Consider the following 19,511-nt stretch of genomic DNA (forward strand, 5'->3'; position numbering starts at 1 on the left):
ACAGCACTGGCTTTTTTGATCTTACCTACTGCGGCTAACGTTAGCTAACGGCTTTACCGGCTGCTTGTAAGTCGGCGTGGTAAGAGGAGCGAACAAAAGGACCACATGCAGCATGAGTAAAACCATTTTGTTTTGCGATTTCACCCAGTTCATCAAACTCGGCAGGGGGCACATAACGCTCTACAGCAAGATGGTTACGACTTGGCTGTAGGTATTGACCCAGTGTCAGCATCGTCACGCCGTGTGCACTTAAGTCTTTAATAACTTGCTCGATTTCTTCATTCGTTTCACCTAGGCCCATCATTACGCCTGACTTGGTCGGTATATTTGGGTGAAGCTGTTTAAAGCGTTGCAGCAAAGTGAGTGACCATTGGTAATCGGCACCAGGACGTACTTTTTTGTACAAGCGCGGCGCCGTTTCCAAGTTATGATTAAATACATCGGGTGGTGTATCTTTCAGTATTTCTAAGGCGCGATCCATTCTGCCTTTAAAGTCTGGGACTAAAATTTCAATTTTAATCTCAGGGTTAAGTGCGCGGATCTCTCGGATGCAGTCAGCAAAGTGCTGTGCGCCGCCATCACGTAAGTCATCTCTGTCTACCGAAGTGATCACTACGTATTTAAGCTTCATGTCTTTGATGGTTTGTGCCAATTTTGTCGGCTCTTCTGCTGCGGGTGGCAATGGGCGGCCATGGGCAACATCACAAAATGGACAACGGCGAGTACAAATGGCACCCAAGATCATAAAGGTTGCGGTGCCGTGATTGAAACATTCGGAAAGGTTGGGACAAGAAGCTTCTTCACAAACAGAGTGTAAGTTGTTTTTTCGCATTGCATCTTTAATTTCTTGAATGCGCGCGCTTGAACTTGGAAGTTTTATCTTCATCCAATCAGGCTTTTTCAGCATGGTGGCTTTTTCACTCGGCACTACTTTTACCGGGATCAAAGATACCTTGTCGGCATCTCTCAGTTTTACACCTGCGACGGGTTTGTTGGGTTTGCTCATTGTTTTGGCCCTGTCCATTCAATCTCGCTATAAGCAAGAAGTTGGGTTAATTCATCAATTAGTTGCTGCTGAACTAAAGTAAAATCAATATCAGCTGTAAAGTCGCGCAATTGGGTCATTTCTAAACCAGCGTAACCACAAGGATTGATTCGCTGAAATGGCATTAAGTCCATGTCTACGTTTAAGGCTAAGCCGTGAAAAGAACAGCCTTTACGGATCCTTAGCCCTAAAGAGGCTATTTTTTTGCCATCAATATATACACCCGGCGCATCGGGCTTGGCATAAGCGTTAATGTGGTAACGATTGAGTAACGCTATTAAGGCATTTTCAATATGGCTCACCAAATCGCGTACGCCAAAGGCTTTGCGCTTAATATTGATCAGTATATAAGCCACTTGTTGACCGGGGCCATGATAGGTGACTTGGCCGCCACGGTCTGATGCGACCACAGGAATATCACCCGGCACTAATACATGCTCAGCTTTACCTGCTTGGCCTTGTGTAAATACACTAGGGTGTTGTACTAACCAAATCTCATCACTGTCTTGCTCACCCCGTTCATCGGTAAACGTTTTCATTTGTTGCCAGACAAGACTGTATTCGCTTAAAGGATATTGTCTAACAATCAGTTTATTACTAATCAAGGGCGTTCCTGTAGCTTATAACATTGAATGAGATTTAAAGTACGGTTCTAACTATCTCTATTTTACCCAGTTCGGTATATAAGGTTTCGATATGCTCTTTGCTTTCAACTCTGACACGAACAGAAACCGTGTGGTAAGTGCCTTTGGCACTGGCACGAATTTTTGGGCTGTAATCACCCGGAGCATGTTGTTGTAAGACATTCATGACTAAATCGGGCAGCTCTTTTTGGGCTAGACCTACCACTTTAAATAAAAAGTCGTTTGGGAATTCTAAAAACTCATCGAATCGTGTATTTAATGACATGGCTCACTTCACTTCAGTTGATCAATCAAATCCCATCAAATGGGATATTGTGTGCAATTTTACCTCAGCTCTAGGTTGAGGTATATCACATTTTTTGCAGGGTTTTAATGAGTTGTTCTGTAATGAAAAGCGCCCCGCAGGGCGCTAATACACAAACCACTTCAACATGCCTGTTTAGCGAAAATCGTTGCACTGTTAGGCAAGGCACTATGCGAACACGACTGCGTCAAATAAGTTTGAAAGGGCACAGCCATTAGCAAGCTTATTTTCATTGAACAGCACGCTGTTCGCATGCTGGATGTCGTATCTTGAGGTTGCTTGGGTGTAAAGTCCCGATTAACCAAACCAGCGTTTAAATAATAATTGGAAGTAATCCATTAAGCGGCTAAACCAGCTACCTTCGTTGATATCATTCAAAGCAACGAGAGGGAATTCAGCGAGGGTTTCATTGTCAACTTCATAGAACACCTTGCCGACGACTTGGCCTTTGGCGATAGGCGCGGCGAGCTCAGTATCCAGTACAAAATTTGCTTTTAGGTTTTTAGCTGAGCCACGTGGAATAGTAATGGGCGTGCTTTCAATGACTCCCAAATCTACATATTCTTTGTCACCCATCCAAATACGCTCTGATGCTAGCTTATCACCCGCGTTATAAGGCGTTAAGGTTTCAAAAAAACGAAAGCCCCAGTTTAGTAGCTTTTTACTCTCTTCTTTACGAGCTTGCTCACTGCTGGTGCCCATTACTACGGCAATTAAGCGCATGCCATCTTTTGTCGCTGACGATACCAAGCTATAACCCGCATCGCTGGTATGGCCAGTTTTTATACCATCGACATTTAGGCTCTTATCCCACAACAAGGAGTTGCGGTTGTATTGTGTAATGTTGTTAAAAGAGAACGATTTTTCTTTGTAAATAGCATATTCTTCAGGCACATCACGGATGAGAGCTTTGGCTAAAATCGCCATATCCATAGGTGATGTGTTGTGTGTTTCGGAATGTAATCCATGGCTATTTTCAAAATGAGAATTTGTCATTCCCAATTGTTTAGCCCAAGTATTCATTAGATCGGCAAAGGCTTCTTCACTGCCCGCAATATGCTCAGCCATCGCGACACATGCATCGTTTCCTGATTGGATAATAATGCCGCGATTTAAATCCGCAACAGATACTGTCTTACCCACTTCTATAAACATTTTAGATGAGTCAGGGAAGTTTTTTGACCATGCTTTTTCACTGATCACTACTTGGTCATCAAGGGAAATATTACCGGCTTTGATTTCTTGACCGATAACATAACTAGTCATCATTTTAGTTAAGCTGGCTGGTGGAATAGGGACATCTTGATCTTTTCCCGCGAGAACTTCTCCCGAATCATAATCAATCAATAGGTAGCCTTTGGCCGCTATCGTTGGAGCATTGGGAATAGCCCTAGGTGTCGCCAGTGAACTAAAGCTAACGAATAAGCAAAGGAGGGCTGTTTTTCGAGTAATTTTTGCAATAATCGACATGGAAATGCTGGTCTCTTTATTTGATAAAGCTGTCTGAAAAAAAATCCCCGAAATCGAAGTGCAGACATTTTTCGATTCACGGCTCATATCCGATAAATTTTGGATAGAGATGAGCAAGGCTTTAATTGCTAGTTATGGCTTAATGTTGCCACAAGTAGAAATACAAGCCCTTAAAATTCCATTGTTTATGACAATAAAGTTGCCATAGCGTTCAATTGAACTGCCATTTTTAAGTTAATATCCCTGTTAACTCTTGGTTTAGTTGGCTAAAAGTCGCTTATGGGTATGAACTGACATTAATATGCCAAACCCAGCCAACAACGTCACCATTGAGGTTCCGCCATAGCTTATCAGGGGCAAGGGTACACCGACAACGGGTAATAGCCCACTAACCATACCAATGTTAACGAAAACATAAACAAAGAAAGTGAGTGTTAGCGCGCCAGCGGTTAACCGACTAAACGCACTTTGCCCTTGACTGGCGATAAACAAACCCCGGCAAATGATAAAAATATATAAGCTTAACAACAAAGCGATGCCCACTAAGCCAAATTCTTCAGAAAAAACCGCGAATATAAAGTCGGTGTGGCGCTCAGGCAAAAAGTCGAGTTGCGATTGCGTACCTTGCATCCAACCTTTACCGAAAATACCACCGGAGCCAATCGCAATTTTTGATTGAATAATATGATAACCAGAGCCTAGCGGATCACTTTCTGGATTTAAGAAGGTTAATACTCGCTGGCGTTGATAGTTGTGCATTAAAAAGAACCACAACACAGGGGCAAAAGCCGAGGCGCCTGCTACGGCTACGCCAATTAATTTCCAGTTTACTCCCGCTAAAAACAACGCAAAAATTCCGGATGCAGCGACTAATAAAGAAGTGCCTAAATCGGGTTGCTTAGCGATTAATAACGTCGGCGTGAGAATGATGGCACAAGCCACAAAGGTGTGCTTTAAACTCGGCGGCAAGCTCTTGTTACCGATATAGCTGGCAACCATTAATGGCATCGCCAATTTCATTATTTCAGAAGGCTGAAACATAAAAAAGCCAAGGTTAATCCAGCGCTGTGCACCTTTGCCGACATGACCAAATAACAACACCGCAACCAATAAGGCTACCCCGACCAGAAATACAGGCATCGCCCAGCGGGCATAAAAATTAGGGGACAATTGCGCCATAAAAATCATGGTTGCTAAACCAAACCCTAATCGTACTATTTGCCGAAACATCAGGTCCATGTCTTGGCCACCTGCTGAATACAGCACGATTAAACTAATGCACATCAAACCTAAAATGCCCAACAATAAGGGCAGGTCGATATGTAGTTTGTACCAAATGGTATTTTCTTGATGGCGCTCCATTATTGCGCTCCTGCTTCTGTTGGGGCTAATAAGTTAGCATTATCAATCGACTGAGGAGCAACTAGCGGTAAGTTAAATAGCTTCGCTTCATCGGCAGCCTTCTTCCCGGCAAAGTAAGCATCGAACATGGCTCTGGCAACCGGGGCAGCGTGAGAGCTACCACCGCCGGCGTTTTCGACAACAACAGAGGTAACCACTTCAGGGTTTTCAAAGGGGGCATAGGCAACAAACATGGCATTATCTCGATGGTGTTCAGCCAATTTATCGGCATCGTAAACTTCATCTTCTTTCATATTGACCACTTGAGCAGTACCTGACTTACCGGCCGCCTTATATTCAGTATCAGCAAAAGCTTTTCTGGCGGTACCGGTTTTCTTATTGACTACGCCATACATGCCATCTAATGCCACTTGCCAATAGCTTTCATTGTTTAACACAATCGGTGCTTTACGATCGGGTGGGACTTCAAACGAGCCATTGCCAGTGCGAATAGATTTCAATAAACGGGGCACTATCACTTCACCTCGTCGTGCTAAATTTGCAGTTGCTTGGGCTAATTGTATTGGCGTCGCTGTCCAATACCCTTGGCCAATACCAATTGAAATAGTGTCACCTTGATACCAAGGCTGATTAAATCGAGCGCGCTTCCAACCACGGGATGGCATCACAGCGGTTGTTTCTTCTGCTATGTCAATTCCGGTGTAATCACCAAAGCCGAACTGTTTCATAAAGGCGCTGGTTTTATCAATCCCCACTTGGTAGATCAAGTCATAAAAAAAAGTATCGCAGCTTTGCTCAATGGCGTGATATACATCGACCCAGCCGTGTCCCCAACGTTTCCAATCACGAAAACGCTTAGATGTGTTGGGAATTTGCCATGAGCCGGGATCCCAAATTTTGGTTTGTGGTGTGATGGTGCCTTCATTTAAACCCAACAATGACATTTGCATTTTGATGGTCGAGGCAGGTGGGTAGCGACCTTGAGTGGCGCGATTAATTAATGGCCGGCTAAAAGAATGCAGCAGTTCATTATAGTTTTTACTGCTGATACCATGTACAAATAAATTGGGGTCATAACTTGGGCTTGATACCATGGCGAGCACGCCACCATCTTTAGCGTCGATCATCACCACTGAGCCGCGACGACCATCAAGCAGTTTTTGTGCTTTGCGCTGCATGGCCAAATCAATATTAAGATAAATATCTTTGCCCGGCTCTGGTGGCACAAATTTCAACACGCGGATGATTTTGCCGCGGTTATTCACTTCCACTTCTTGATAACCCGGCACGCCATGAAGCATTTCTTCATAGTAACGCTCTACGCCTTGTTTTCCTATGTCTCTGGTTGCTGCATAGGTTGCTGTTTTTCCTTCTTTTTCTAGGCGGATTACGTCTTTATCATTGATCTTTCCAACGTAACCTAAGGTGTGTGTCAAAGTATCGCCGTGAGGGTAGTAACGCTTTAAGTAAGCTTCAATATTGACGCCATGATATTTATGCTGATTGACACTGAACAAAGCAGCTTGCTCGGTGGTTAGACGGTTCACCAATGCGACCGGCTTGAAGCGGCGTTGGCGTTTTTTTTGTTTGTAAAAATTATCAATATCATCCTGATCTAGCCCGAGTAGTTCAGCGAGTTCAGTGACGGTTTTATCCAGGTCATCTATTTTTTCGATGGTAATTTCTAAACTGAAGATCGGCCGATTTTCTGCTAATAAGACGCCATTTCGATCGTATATCAGACCACGGTTTGGCGCGACAGGCAGTACATTAATGCGGTTATCATTAGAGCGAGTTTTATAAACCTGAAATGATTCTACTTGTAAGTAATAAAGGTTTAGAAAAAGAACTGAAATCAATGCCAACACAAATACAATACTGACCACAACGCGACGGACAAATAGAGCTGATTCGGCACTATGATCTCGCATCGCTATGTTGGATTGATTCATCAATTACTCTCTATGGTAGGGATGGTTAGTCGTCACGCTCCAAGCACGGTATAAAGACTCTGCAACGACCACCCTAACTAATGGGTGAGGGAGAGTTAATGGAGAAAGTGACCATTTTTGTTCGGAGGCGGCAATACAAGCTGGTGCAAGCCCTTCTGGCCCACCGATTAATAAGCTGACATCCCTGCCATCATGTTTCCATACTTCTAGTTGTTTGGCCAACATTGGGGTATCCCAAGGTTTGCCGGTTACTTCTAAAGTAACAATGCGATTGCTTTTGGGAATTGCGGCTAAAGTGAGCTCGCCCTCTTTATGTAAAATGCGCTTAATGTCGGCATTTTTACCTCTTTTCCCAGCGGCAATTTCAATCAGCTCTAGTGGCATATCATGAGGGAAACGGCGGGCATATTCTTGATAACCGCGTTCAACCCAGTCTGGCATTTTACTGCCTACGGCCACTAATTGGATTTTCATTCGTTGCTTTCGCTCGCTTCGCTCCACAGCTTTTCAAGCTGATAGAAATCACGGGTTTCATCTTGCATGACATGGACTACGATATCACCTAGGTCAACCAACACCCACTCACCGGTATCTTGGCCTTCCATACCTAATGGCTTGTTGCCAGCACGTTTTGCTTCGGTATATAGATTTTCCGCAATCGAAATAACATGGCGTTTTGAGTTACCAGAGCATACTACCATGTAGTCTGTTAGGGTTGATTTACCTTGTACATCTAAAATCGTTAAATCACGACCTTTTAGGTCTTCAATTTTATCAATAACGAATTGTCGTAACGCTTCTGCTTGCAATGGTATTTCCTCTCATTTATTTAAGGGCGGCATTCTAACATGATCATGCGAGGGGATTAAGCTTTCTATATTTAAATGGCAGCAAAATAGTGACCGATCATTGAACAGCAAGCCTAAGTGTGTCTAGGTGCACTGACTAGCAATACAATTGGTTGTCTTCGATGTACTGGATCACGCTATCAGGCAACAGGTATTTTATTGATTGTTGCTGTTGTCGTAACTGTCTAATTTTACTTGAACTTATATCTAACTGCGTCACTTGAGTAAAATAGAGTAAGCCATGTTTACGTTGATGGAGTTGGCTGATATCCGAGGTTTGCTTGGGCAAAATATGCTGTTGCAGTGACTCACTATATTGCTGCTGCCAGCCTGGGCGCTGACAAACAATTAAATGACAATAGTCGAGTAATTCCAACCAACGATGCCAAGTCGGTAGGTTAATAAACGAATCCATACCAATAATAAAGCACAGCGGGGTATTGGGGTTTGCTGCACGTAATGCAATTAAGGTGGCTACCGTATAGTTAGGCTGAGGCAGTGATAATTCAGTCATGTCTAAGCAAAGCGCGGGCATATCTGCGATGGCTGCTTGGATCATGTCACAACGCTGCTCGGTGCTGCTATAACCATGACTTTTATGAGGCGCCACATGATTGGGCATCAGCTTCACTTGTGCCAAGCCTAGTTGCTGTTGCAGTTCAAGGGCAGGGCGCAGGTGACCGAAGTGAATAGGGTTAAATGACCCCCCCATAATAGCAATCGGTGCTGTTAGTTGAGCGGTTGTTGCTGGGGGATTAATTGATAGCGGTAAGGTCATATTGCTGTGCACTTTTTCCTTGAAATAAAACACAGATCATTTGCAATATTGGCCAGCTGTTTTGGTCATATTGCGTTTTAATACTAAGCTCAAGCTGGCAACATAACCCTAGCATATGCTCTAGTTGTTGGCTGCTGAGGCGGTTTAGTGCTTGCTGGATCAGTGCTTGCTTGCTACTCCATACCCGGGCATTCTTCATTAGTTGCGCAAAGGGAACGCCGTTATTGAGTTGATACTGATAATCGAGCAGTTTTTTGATTTCGTTGTTGAGTGTGCCACTCAATAAAATAATGTCGGAGCCCTCTTCTTGTAGCTGCTGAAGCATGCGTTGAGCTCGATTTACCTTGCCCGCGAACAGTGTGTCTAGCCACTGAAAGATACCAAAATGCGTATGTCCGGTTATATTATTGGCAATGTCTTGCAAAGTAAGGGGCTGCTGGCCGAATTGCAGTGAGAGCTTTTCTATTTCTTGCGCACAAGCTAATAAATTGCCTTCAAAGTTGCGGCACATAAAGTTGACTATATCTTTATTGGCGCTGAGTCCTGCTTGAGTTAAGCGACGATACATCCATTGCGGGAAATGTTTACTATCAGGATGATTAGTGGGGACATTGATTCCTGCGCCATCCATTGCGACAAACCACTTTGCTTTCATTTGTTGCAAGCTGAGCTTATTGCCATGAATAATAAAGATGGTATCTGGGTTGTTCAGTTGCGCGAGCTCAAGTAATGCATCAGTGATGGTTTTGTCGGTTTTATCTAGCTCGATACTGATCAATTGCTGGTTGGAAAACAATGACATCGCACTAGCACAATCAAATACTTGGTCCCAATTTAGCCCCCCTTCGGTGCTAAATTGGTGATGCTCAACAAATCCTGCTTGCGCGGCGACTTGTTGAATTGCCTTTAAGGCTTCAAGGCGGATAAGGTGTTCATCACCAAAGACTAAATAATAGCCCTTTAGTTTTTTTAAATGTTGGCCAAGTGCTTCAGGGTAAACCCTCACTTAGGGCTCCAGAGTGGTTAAGCGGCGAACAATACGCTGCGCTGCTGTTTCTCGCATTTCACTTAGCATTAACTCGGCTTCACGCGATGAAGCTAAGGCTTGTTCTGGGTTTTCCAAAAAATCACGATGAATATTAATGGTGAAACTGAGTGGCTCTTTGTTAGGGCGCACTATTTGATATTGCAGTGAATAGCCCAGTTCATATTCAGCGCTTTGGGCATTGTCGTATAAAGAAATAGTGCGTCGACTTTGTTGCTCACCGCCGACGCGCAATTGATACATTTGTTCGTCAGGCTGGCTTAAAATGTCGATATTGGCAAACCTAAGCTGCTGTTCTATTTCTCGGGTTAATTGCCCATAAGGATCGGGTGTAGATAAATACACACTATTAATATCGGCGCGAGAAATAACCTGGCCTTTGGGGGTAAACCCGCAGGCGCTAACTAAGATAAGTGTGGCTAGCGCGAGGCTAGCCTTTTTTAATATCGACATTGAGCCTCAACTAATTAATTAGCAACAATATTAAGTAGCTTACCAGGGACGTAAATCACTTTACGTATAGTGTTGCCGTCTAGGAACTTGCTGACATTTTCATCGCTTTTAGCAAGTGCTTCCACACTAGCCTGGTCAGCATCAGCGGCAACAGTTAATTTGCTACGCAGTTTACCGTTAACTTGCACCACAACTGTTTTCGTGTCTTCAATCATGGCTTTAGCATCAGCCACTGGCCAAGGCGCGGCTTCAACATTACCTTGATGACCTAAGTCTTGCCAAAGCTCTGCACTGATATGAGGAGTAATAGGCGCAAGTAAGCGAACAATGGCTTCTAATGCTTCTTGCATTAGGGCGCGATCTTGCTCGGCTTGTTGTGGCGCTTTGGTTAGCTTGTTCATCAATTCCATGACCGCGGCAATCGCGGTGTTGAAGGTTTGACGACGGCCAATATCATCAGACACTTTGTCGATGGTTTTGTGTAGCTCGCGGCGCAGGTCTTTTTGCGCGTTATTTAGGCTAGCCACATCAAGGGCTGGTGCGGCACCAGCACTGATATGTTCATGAGCTAATTTCCACACGCGTTTTAAGAAGCGCAGTGAGCCTTCTACGGCTGAGTCCTGCCATTCTAAGGTTTGCTCCGCTGGTGCGGCAAACATCATAAATAAACGCACGGTATCGGCGCCGTATTTATCCACCATGACTTGTGGGTCGATGCCGTTGTTTTTCGACTTCGACATTTTGCTCATGCCGGTGTAAATCACTTCTTTACCGTCTTTGGTTTGCGCTTGGGTAATGCGACCTTTTTCATCACGTTGCACATCAACGTCAAGGGGCGAAACCCATACTTTGCCGCCTTTAGCGTCTTCATAATAGAAGGCATCAGCCAACACCATGCCTTGGGTTAGTAGCTTTTTAAACGGCTCGTCTGATTCAACAAGGCCAGTATCACGCAATAGTTTATGGAAAAAACGTGAATACAATAAATGCAAGATGGCGTGTTCAATGCCGCCGATGTATTGATCCACTGGGAGCCAGTAGTTGGCTTCTTTTGGGTCTAACATCATTTGATCATTGTTGGCACAGCAGTAACGGGCGTAGTACCAGCTTGATTCCATGAACGTATCAAAGGTGTCGGTTTCGTGAAAAGCCGCTTCGCCGTTATAAGTGGTTTTTGCCCATTCAGGGTCGGCTTTGATTGGCGAAGTAACGCCATTCATTACGACATCTTCAGGTAGTTTAACCGGTAGTTGATCTTCTGGTACAGGTACCACGTCACCGTTTTCAAGATTCAGCATTGGGATTGGCGTGCCCCAGTAACGCTGACGTGAAACACCCCAGTCACGTAAACGGAAGTTAACGGTTTTCTTACCTTTTCCTGCGTTTTCTAGTTTTGTTGCAATGGCGTCTACTGCACCTTGAAAATCAAGACCGTCAAACTCGCCAGAGTTAAATAAAGTGCCTTTTTCCGTGTAAGCTTGCTCTGAAATATCAGACTCACCATCAATAGGCTTTATCACGGCTTTAATGGCTAGGCCGTATTGTTTAGCAAACTCGTAATCGCGTTGGTCATGTGCCGGAACCGCCATTACCGCACCTGAGCCATAGCCCATTAATACGAAGTTAGCGGCGTACACAGGGACGGATTCACCGGTAATAGGATGAATGGCTTTAAGGCCGGTATCGAAGCCTTTCTTTTCCATTGTCGCCATGTCTGCTTCAGCGACTTTGGCATTTTTACATTCTTCAATAAACGCCGCTAGTTGAGGATTATTTTCTGCCGCTTCTAAAGCCAGTGGATGCTGCGCAGCAACGCCCACATAAGTGACACCCATGACTGTGTCAGGACGGGTAGTGTAGATATCAAAGGTGTCATCACGGCCTTCAAGGCCAAACGTCATTTCAACGCCTTCAGAACGGCCTATCCAGTTACGTTGCATGGTTTTTACTTGCTCAGGCCACTCATCTAGCTGGTCTAAGTCATCAAGTAACTCTTGCGCGTAATCGGTAATTTTAATGAACCATTGCGGAATATCTTTTTGCTCAACTAAGGCTCCTGAGCGCCAGCCCCGGCCGTCAATCACTTGCTCATTAGCCAGAACCGTTTGATCGACTGGATCCCAGTTTACCGTGGACATTTTTTTGTACACTAGGCCTTTTTCATACAATTTAGTGAAAAACCATTGTTCCCAACGGTAGTATTCTGGGCGGCAAGTGGCTAGCTCACGATCCCAATCGTAACCAAAACCCAATTGTTTTAATTGCGTTTTCATGTATTCGATATTTTCGTAGGTCCACTTTGCTGGCGCGGTATTATTGTTGATTGCCGCGTTTTCTGCAGGCAAGCCAAACGCATCCCAACCCATAGGCTGTAATACATTTTTACCTTGCATGCGTTGGTAGCGTGACACCACGTCACCTAAGGTGTAGTTGCGAACATGGCCCATATGCAGTCGGCCACTTGGATAAGGGAACATAGAGAGGCAGTAAAACTTTTCTTTGCTTTCATCTACTTCAACTTTGAAACTATTGTCAGTTTCCCACTGCTGTTGAATTTTTGTTTCTATGTCCTTGGGATTGTATTGCTCTTGCATATGATATTTGTCCGCATATCGATAGGGTTAAAATTTATCGGCATAGGATACAGTAGCAAGGGCAAGGCAACAATAAGGGAGTACGCTGAGCTTGAGTTTATTGGTTAAAAATAGCAAAGAGGGGCATGGAAAAGTGGGCTCAGCCAAAAAGGCTTGTGACCTTTTGGCTGAAGTGAGGTTGAATTATCCGCTAATTTTCCGCTCAATACGAAAATGACGCCAAATACATAAGCTGAATATACTGCAGACCCAAACAATAAGTGGCCATGAACCAAAACGGCCATATGGGGTTTGACCGGTCATGGGCACCACATCTTGCGTGATCACTTGGGTTTTAAACTGCTCAGCACGCGAGGTAATGTTGCCATGATGATCGATAAAGGCGGTGATGCCGGTATTGGTTGCGCGCAACACTGGACGGCCAAATTCTAAGGCGCGCATTTGGGCTATTTCTAAATGCTGATGTGGGCCATTTGAGTCGCCAAACCAAGCATCATTGCTCACGGTTAAAATCATACTGGTATCGTCGAGAATGTTTTGCCTAAGTTGCTCAGAGTACGCTATCTCATAGCAAATTGCGGGGGCAATCTTATTCTTTTTAGTTAATAAATTGCTTTGCACATAGTCGCCACGATTGAACGATGACATAGGTAAATCAAAGTAGGGGGCTAGTGGGCGCAGCCAATCTTCAAACGGCACAAACTCGCCAATAGGCAGTAAGTGATGTTTGGCATAGCGGTTAGTATGGTCTGGCTCATAATCGTGCTCTAGGGGCGTATCACCTAACGCGATTAAGGTATTATAGTAAGTTTTTTCCGTCTTACGGTATTCGATAATTCCAGTAATTAAGCTGGTGCCTCGGTCATTCATGTCTTGGTTGAGTCTAACTAAGAAGGGCTCAACGTTAAGTTCAAGAGCGGCAATCGCAGATTCAGGCCAAATAATTAAGTCGAGCTCCTCTTGGATCTGGCTTAGCTCGTAGTAAAGCTTTAACGAAGGCCACAGTTGCTCGTCTTGCCACTTTAAGTTTTGGTCGATATTGCCTTGCACTAATGCCACTTTCGCGACGGGTAAAGGCTGCGTGAAGGTTTGGTTGTTCAAATAACCGCCAGCCGTGAATAGTGCGACAATTAAGCTTGCTGGCCAAAGCCAAGTTTTACTCTTGATGGCAATTACCAAAGAGCCACAAATTAATAAGATTGCGAGGGTGATGCCTTGTACACCAAAAATGGGCGCAAAGCCTGCTAGCGGCGAATCAATTTGGCTATATCCCAACCAAAGCCAAGGAAAACCAGTCATAAAGTGGCCGCGAAGCCAATCAAAAATGAGCCAAGTGACCGGCATTAATAGCCAATACTGCCATTTTAAAGAGACTTTAAAGCGTTGCGCGACATAGCCGGTGAGCAAGGTAAATATGGCGAGATAGGCACAAAGCAGGGCCATTAGTGCCCAAGTAGCCACTGCTGGCATGCCGCCAAATAAATCCATACTGACGTGGATCCAAGTGATACCAAAGGCATACATGCCCATGGCATAGCTGAAACCCAGTTTTGCCGCCATTTTTGCGCTGCGGCCATCAATAAGGAATAAAAAGCCCGTTAAACTGACAAAAACAACAGGCCATAGGGAATAGGGGGCGAATGCAAGGGGAGCGATACTACCTAGCAGAAAGGCGCATAGGTATTGAAGCCAAGGATTGGATTTGTTCACGTTTATTGTTCACTTAAAAAATGGCTACCTAAGTAGCCATAGCAAAGGTTATTCTGACTCAGCTAAGGACTCTGACACTTCCTCGGGTAATTTTACTTGCAGCTGGATCAAACGACGTTTATCAGCACTTACGACTTTAAAAGTAAAACCATCAATTTCAATGCTTTCACCTCGAGCAGGTAAGTGACCAAAAGCATGCATGACCATGCCACCGATAGTATCTTGCTCATCATCGGCAAACTTAACTTTAAACTGATCGTTAAAGTCTTCAATTGGCGTCAATGCGCGCACCGAATAATGACGTTTGCTAATTTTACGAATATCGGCTTGGTTATCGTCTTCAGCATCGGTTTCATCTTCAATTTCACCGACTATCAGTTCTAAAATATCTTCAATCGTGACTAAACCTGACACGCCGCCATATTCATCTACCACGATAGCCATGTGGTAACGTTCGGAACGGAATTCTTTCAGTAATTTATCAAGGCGTTTGCTTTCAGGTACTACCACGGCAGGGCGTAAAATTTGCGCTAAAGAAAAGTCTTCATGTTGTTTAGCAAAGCCGTAACTGATCAAATCTTTGGCGAGCATAATGCCTTCGATATGATCTTTATCTTCATTGATAACGGGAAAGCGCGAGTGGGCGGATTCAATAACGATGGGTAAAAAAGATTCTACGGTCTGGCTCTTTTCTATGGTGACCATCTGGGAGCGAGGGATCATGATATCCCTTACGCGCATTTTTGATACGTCTAAAACCCCTTCGATCATTTCAGCAGTATTTTGATCTATTAAGTCACGTTGGTTAGCATCTTGGATCACACCAACAAGATCTTCCTGACTCTTCGGCTCTGCTTGGAACAGCTGACTGAATTTAGTTAACCAGCTCTTTTTAGCAGAACCGTTGGGCTGGGGAATATCGTCACTCATGCTTATTTTTCTTCCTTTTCACTAATATAAGGGTCGATGAAACCGAGCTGCTGCATAATTTGGGTTTCTAACCCTTCCATTTCTTCGGCTTCATCATCTTCAATGTGGTCATAACCTAGCAAATGTAAACTGCCGTGAACAAGCATGTGCGCCCAATGGGCCATTAATGGCTTGTTTTGCTCTTGAGCTTCTTGTTCAACCACTTGCTTACACACTACTAAATCTCCAAGTAAGGGTAATTCAATACCTGGAGGCGCTTCAAAGGGAAAAGATAACACGTTGGTCGGTTTGTCTTTTCCACGGTAGTCACAATTTAGGCGCTGACTTTCTTCGTTGTCAACAATTCTAACGGTAAGCTCTGCTTCATCTAACGATATGGTGGCATTTAGCCAAGTTTCAATGTCTGTAACACTTGGTAAGTGACTTTCGTCGTTACAGGCCAGTTGTAAATCAAGAATCACTGGCATTTTTTGCCTCGGCTCTGGCTGCTTCGCGTTTACGTTTCAGTGCTAACTCTTGCGCTTGCTCATGCTGCTCAAATGCTTCATAAGCCTGCACGATTCTTGCGACAACAGGATGACGTACCACATCTTCAGCTTGGAAAAAACTAAAGCCGATTTCTTCTACGTTAGGAAGAACTTCAATGGCGTGGCGCAGGCCTGATTTAACATGGCGCGGTAAATCCACTTGCGTGATGTCACCAGTCACCACCGCTTTGGTATTAAAGCCAATACGGGTTAAGAACATTTTCATTTGTTCTACGGTGGTATTTTGGCTTTCATCTAAAATGACGAAGGCATCATTGAGGGTACGACCACGCATGTAAGCGAGTGGGGCGATTTCAATCACGTTACGTTCAATTAAACGCTCTACTTTTTCAAAACCGAGCATTTCAAATAGTGCGTCATATAAAGGGCGCAAGTAGGGATCGACCTTTTGTGATAAATCGCCAGGTAAAAAGCCCAATTTTTCACCCGCCTCGACTGCTGGACGAGTAAGCAGTATGCGGCGTACTTCTTGGCGCTCTAGCGCGTCCACCGCACAAGCAACGGCAAGGTAGGTTTTACCGGTGCCCGCAGGACCAATACCAAAACTAATGTCATTAGTTAAAATATTTGTGACATAGTTAGTTTGGTTTTCACCACGTGGCTTAACCACACCACGTTTAGTTTTGATATTAATGGTTTTATGAAAAGACGCTTGTTCGTGAGCGCCTTGCTCTAACACTTTTGACTCTTGAATTGCTAGGTGCACTTGATCCGGCAGGATATCGGCGGCTTTGCCTTTTACTGGCTGAGTCTCGATATATAGTTGCTTGACGATAGTGCGGGCAGCATTAGCATTTAGCGCTTTACCCACGACTTTAAAGTCGTGGTTGCGATAAGTGATTTCCACCCCTAAGCGACGCTCTATTTGTTTAATGTTGTCATCAAATGGGCCGCAAAGGTTAGCGAGTCGCTCAGGATCAGCCGGGGCTAAGGCAAATTCAATTTTTTCTAGTGTTGTGCTCAATATTAACTCTCTAATTTGGTGTAAAAGAACCCACACCTAAATGGTCTGTATGGTTTGGGTTTTTACGAATAATGTCAGCAGGGCGAATTGATTCACGAAGGTTCATTTCGTCTTCACCGCGAATAAACTCACCGCGTAATGAGTTAGCGTATACGTCGACGATGTTGACATCAACAAATTGACCGATGAACTTGTGCGACGCTTCAAAGTTAACCACACGGTTGTTCTCAGTACGACCACGTAGCTCTAATGGATTCTTTTTCGATGGCCCTTCAACTAAAATACGTTGTGTGGTGTTTAGCATTTGACGGCTGATCTGCATCGCTTGTTGGTTGATGCGATCTTGCAAAATATACAGACGCTGTTTTTTCTCATCTTCTGACACATCATCAGGTAAGTCGGCGGCTGGGGTACCGGGACGAGCGCTGTAAATAAAGCTAAAGCTGTGATCAAAGTTTACATCGCTAATCAGCTTCATGGTTTGCTCAAAGTCTTCTTGAGTTTCGCCTGGGAAGCCAATGATGAAGTCAGAGCTGATGGTGATATCTGGGCGCGCTTTGCGCAATTTGCGAATAGTCGATTTGTACTCGATAGCGGTATGGCCACGCTTCATCAAATTTAAGATACGGTCGGCGCCACTTTGCACAGGTAGATGTAAAAAGCTGACGACCTCAGGGGTGTCGGCATACACTTCTACGATATCATCAGTGAACTCAATGGGATGACTGGTGGTGTAACGAATGCGATCAATGCCGTCAATAGCGGCCACGTAACGCAGTAATTCTGCAAAGCTACAAATTTGGTCATCAAAGGTGGCGCCGCGATACGCGTTTACGTTTTGACCGAGTAAGTTGACTTCACGCACGCCTTGTTCGGCTAATTGCGCGATTTCGTACAGTACGTCATCAAGAGGACGACTGACTTCTTCACCGCGGGTGTAAGGCACCACGCAGAAAGTACAGTATTTCGAGCAGCCTTCCATAATTGAAACAAATGCGCTGGCCCCTTCCGCTCTCGGCTCGGGTAAACGGTCAAACTTTTCAATTTCAGGAAAAGAAACATCCACCACCGAGGAGTTGTCTTCGGTTTGCACTTTCTTAATCATTTCTGGTAGGCGATGTAAGGTCTGTGGACCAAATACGATGTCTACGTATGGCGCACGCTCACGGATGGCTTTACCTTCTTGCGAGGCGACACAACCACCAACACCAATTACTAAGCCTGGTTTTGCTTCTTTCAGGTTTTTCCAGCGACCAAGTTGATGAAATACTTTTTCTTGGGCTTTTTCACGAATTGAGCAGGTATTGAGTAGCAATACATCCGCCTCTTCAGGCTCTTCCGTTAAGGTGTAACCATGGGTGGCGTCTAAGAGATCTGCCATTTTTGATGAATCATATTCATTCATCTGACAGCCCCAAGTTTTTATATGAAGTTTTTTGCTCATGTGCTGCAACTGCTCTATCAACTGGACAACTAAAAAAGAGGACACATTCTACTGATTTCGGTCTGGCCTTGCTAGCTGATAAGTGTAAAAAGTATGCAGGGCGATCTTACGCATTTATGCAAACGCTTATTTTCGTTAAGATAGCGCCAAATAATAAAGTTGAGACAGTGTCAGGGACAGTGATGAAGACGACTCAAGTGATGATAAATGGTGGTGGCATGGTGGGAGCGACGACCGCCTTGATGCTAGCGAAACAAGGTATTCAAGTGACCTTGGTGGAAGCGGCAGCCGCGCCGAGCTTTGATCCTAAGCAAGTGATGGATCTACGGGTATCGGCAATCAGTGTCGCCAGTCAAGAGTTGCTTATTCATGCCGGTGTATGGGATGCCATTACTACCATGCGGTTATGCCCTTATCGACGCTTATCGACGCAGCAGCAAGGTGGCAAGGCGCTCACCTTTAATGCCAATGATATTGGCGCTGATGTATTGGGCTATATCGTGGAAAATAACGTGGTGCAAACGGCATTATGGCAGGCCATGGCAGAGCAGCCATCGATAACCTTACTTAACCCTGAACAAATTCAGCGTTTTGAAAATAATAGCGCTGGAGTAGAAGTGACACTGGCGAGTGGTGAGAAATACCAAGCTCAATTGTTAATTGCAGCCGATGGCGGGCAATCTTTTTGTCGCCAACATGCCGGTATTGGCTTGACGGCTTGGGATTATCGTCAGCAATGTATGTTGATTAATATTGCAATGGCCCAAGACCAGCAAGACATAACTTGGCAAGAGTTTGTTCCCACTGGACCAAGAGCATTTTTACCCCTTGCTGGAAATCAAGCGTCGTTAGCTTGGTATCATCAAACAGCAGATATTCGTCGTTTATCTCAGCTTTCTAAACCAGAATTAAAAAAAGCAATTTTAGCCGAGTTTGCGCAACTAGATTTTGATTTTGAGGTGTTACAAGCCGCTGCGTTTCCATTAACTCGCCAACATGCTCAAAAATATTATGCTGATAGTGTGGTGTTGATCGGGGATGCCGCGCATACCATCAACCCATTAGCAGGGCAGGGGGTCAACCTAGGCTTCAAAGATGTGGCCGCTTTAGTGGGCGTGTTAAATGCGAGTGCATTGGCATCGCCATTTGATAAAAGACAAGCATTAGCGGCTTATCAGCAACAACGTCGCGGTGATAACTTGCTGATGCAATCGGCAATGGATGTGTTTTATAAAGGCTTTAGTAGTCGCTTACCTGGGGTTAAATCACTGCGTGAATTTGGCCTTACCTTGGCACAACATTCAGGGCCAATAAAAAATAAAGTAATGAAATACGCGATGGGCCTGTAAGGGTCTGTCGTTGTGTTGAAATAAAAAAGAGTTGATTGGGTATATAAGACGCTAAGGTGATTTTTGATGAA

General features: G+C 44.5%; 18 protein-coding genes. 1 reads left to right on the top strand and 17 read right to left on the bottom strand.

All coding sequences use genetic code 11. The features are described from left to right. Positions 1-40: 40 nt before the first annotated feature. The 17 genes from lipA to miaB all read right to left on the bottom strand — a co-directional run bounded on the left by lipA (position 41) and on the right by miaB (position 18,091). Entirely contained in the window at positions 41-1,006 is a 966-nt protein-coding gene (gene lipA, locus K1M91_RS03540) for a lipoyl synthase (RefSeq protein WP_232800175.1), read from the bottom strand. Beyond that, positions 1,003-1,650, bottom strand: a complete 648-nt coding sequence (gene lipB, locus K1M91_RS03545) for a lipoyl(octanoyl) transferase LipB (protein ID WP_232800176.1) — start codon at positions 1,648-1,650, stop codon at positions 1,003-1,005. The genes lipA and lipB overlap by 4 nt, the downstream gene beginning before the upstream one ends. Positions 1,651-1,684: 34 nt before the next feature. Then, complete coding sequence (gene ybeD, locus K1M91_RS03550) at positions 1,685-1,954, bottom strand: DUF493 family protein YbeD (protein WP_232800177.1); 270 nt, start codon at positions 1,952-1,954, stop codon at positions 1,685-1,687. 336 nt (positions 1,955-2,290) lie between these two features. Then, positions 2,291-3,463 carry a serine hydrolase gene (locus K1M91_RS03555; protein WP_232800178.1) on the bottom strand — a complete coding sequence of 391 codons (1,173 nt, stop codon included), beginning with the start codon at positions 3,461-3,463 and terminating at the stop codon, positions 2,291-2,293. Between the two features lie 258 nt (positions 3,464-3,721). Further along, positions 3,722-4,825 carry a rod shape-determining protein RodA gene (gene rodA / locus K1M91_RS03560; protein WP_232800179.1) on the bottom strand — a complete coding sequence of 368 codons (1,104 nt, stop codon included), beginning with the start codon at positions 4,823-4,825 and terminating at the stop codon, positions 3,722-3,724. After that, the gene (gene mrdA, locus K1M91_RS03565; RefSeq protein WP_232800180.1) at positions 4,825-6,777 is read right to left on the bottom strand and encodes a penicillin-binding protein 2; all 1,953 of its coding nucleotides are present in this window, start codon (positions 6,775-6,777) and stop codon (positions 4,825-4,827) included. The genes rodA and mrdA overlap by 1 nt, the downstream gene beginning before the upstream one ends. 3 nt (positions 6,778-6,780) lie before the next feature. Further along, positions 6,781-7,251: a 23S rRNA (pseudouridine(1915)-N(3))-methyltransferase RlmH gene (rlmH, locus tag K1M91_RS03570; protein WP_232800181.1), complete on the bottom strand. Its 471-nt coding sequence runs from the start codon at positions 7,249-7,251 to the stop codon at positions 6,781-6,783. Further along, entirely contained in the window at positions 7,248-7,586 is a 339-nt protein-coding gene (gene rsfS, locus K1M91_RS03575; protein WP_232800182.1) for a ribosome silencing factor, read from the bottom strand. The genes rlmH and rsfS overlap by 4 nt, the downstream gene beginning before the upstream one ends. 136 nt (positions 7,587-7,722) lie before the next feature. Beyond that, positions 7,723-8,415 carry a nicotinate-nucleotide adenylyltransferase gene (gene nadD, locus K1M91_RS03580; protein WP_232800183.1) on the bottom strand — a complete coding sequence of 231 codons (693 nt, stop codon included), beginning with the start codon at positions 8,413-8,415 and terminating at the stop codon, positions 7,723-7,725. Beyond that, positions 8,381-9,409, bottom strand: a complete 1,029-nt coding sequence (gene holA / locus K1M91_RS03585) for a DNA polymerase III subunit delta (RefSeq protein ID WP_232800184.1) — start codon at positions 9,407-9,409, stop codon at positions 8,381-8,383. The genes nadD and holA overlap by 35 nt, the downstream gene beginning before the upstream one ends. After that, positions 9,410-9,901 carry an LPS assembly lipoprotein LptE gene (gene lptE / locus K1M91_RS03590; RefSeq protein WP_232800185.1) on the bottom strand — a complete coding sequence of 164 codons (492 nt, stop codon included), beginning with the start codon at positions 9,899-9,901 and terminating at the stop codon, positions 9,410-9,412. A 14-nt stretch (positions 9,902-9,915) separates the two neighbouring features. Beyond that, the gene (gene leuS, locus K1M91_RS03595; RefSeq protein WP_232800186.1) at positions 9,916-12,495 is read right to left on the bottom strand and encodes a leucine--tRNA ligase; all 2,580 of its coding nucleotides are present in this window, start codon (positions 12,493-12,495) and stop codon (positions 9,916-9,918) included. Between the two features lie 183 nt (positions 12,496-12,678). Further along, complete coding sequence (gene lnt / locus K1M91_RS03600) at positions 12,679-14,205, bottom strand: apolipoprotein N-acyltransferase (protein ID WP_232800187.1); 1,527 nt, start codon at positions 14,203-14,205, stop codon at positions 12,679-12,681. Between the two features lie 48 nt (positions 14,206-14,253). After that, positions 14,254-15,135: a CNNM family magnesium/cobalt transport protein CorC gene (gene corC / locus K1M91_RS03605; protein ID WP_232800188.1), complete on the bottom strand. Its 882-nt coding sequence runs from the start codon at positions 15,133-15,135 to the stop codon at positions 14,254-14,256. Between the two features lie 2 nt (positions 15,136-15,137). After that, positions 15,138-15,602: an rRNA maturation RNase YbeY gene (gene ybeY, locus K1M91_RS03610; RefSeq protein ID WP_232800189.1), complete on the bottom strand. Its 465-nt coding sequence runs from the start codon at positions 15,600-15,602 to the stop codon at positions 15,138-15,140. Further along, the gene (locus K1M91_RS03615; protein ID WP_232800190.1) at positions 15,586-16,647 is read right to left on the bottom strand and encodes a PhoH family protein; all 1,062 of its coding nucleotides are present in this window, start codon (positions 16,645-16,647) and stop codon (positions 15,586-15,588) included. Before K1M91_RS03615 ends, ybeY begins: the two co-directional genes overlap by 17 nt. Before the next feature lie 10 nt (positions 16,648-16,657). Next, positions 16,658-18,091 (bottom strand): tRNA (N6-isopentenyl adenosine(37)-C2)-methylthiotransferase MiaB, encoded by a 1,434-nt coding sequence (gene miaB / locus K1M91_RS03620; protein WP_232800191.1) that lies wholly within the window; start codon positions 18,089-18,091, stop codon positions 16,658-16,660. Between the two features lie 182 nt (positions 18,092-18,273). On the opposite strand from miaB, the gene K1M91_RS03625 reads away from it, so the two are divergent. Further along, complete coding sequence (locus K1M91_RS03625; protein WP_232800192.1) at positions 18,274-19,440, top strand: FAD-dependent oxidoreductase; 1,167 nt, start codon at positions 18,274-18,276, stop codon at positions 19,438-19,440. Positions 19,441-19,511: the final 71 nt, after the last annotated feature.

It is taken from the genome of Motilimonas sp. E26 (genome assembly GCF_021278025.1).
Taxonomy (GTDB): domain Bacteria; phylum Pseudomonadota; class Gammaproteobacteria; order Enterobacterales; family CBDFNC01; genus Motilimonas.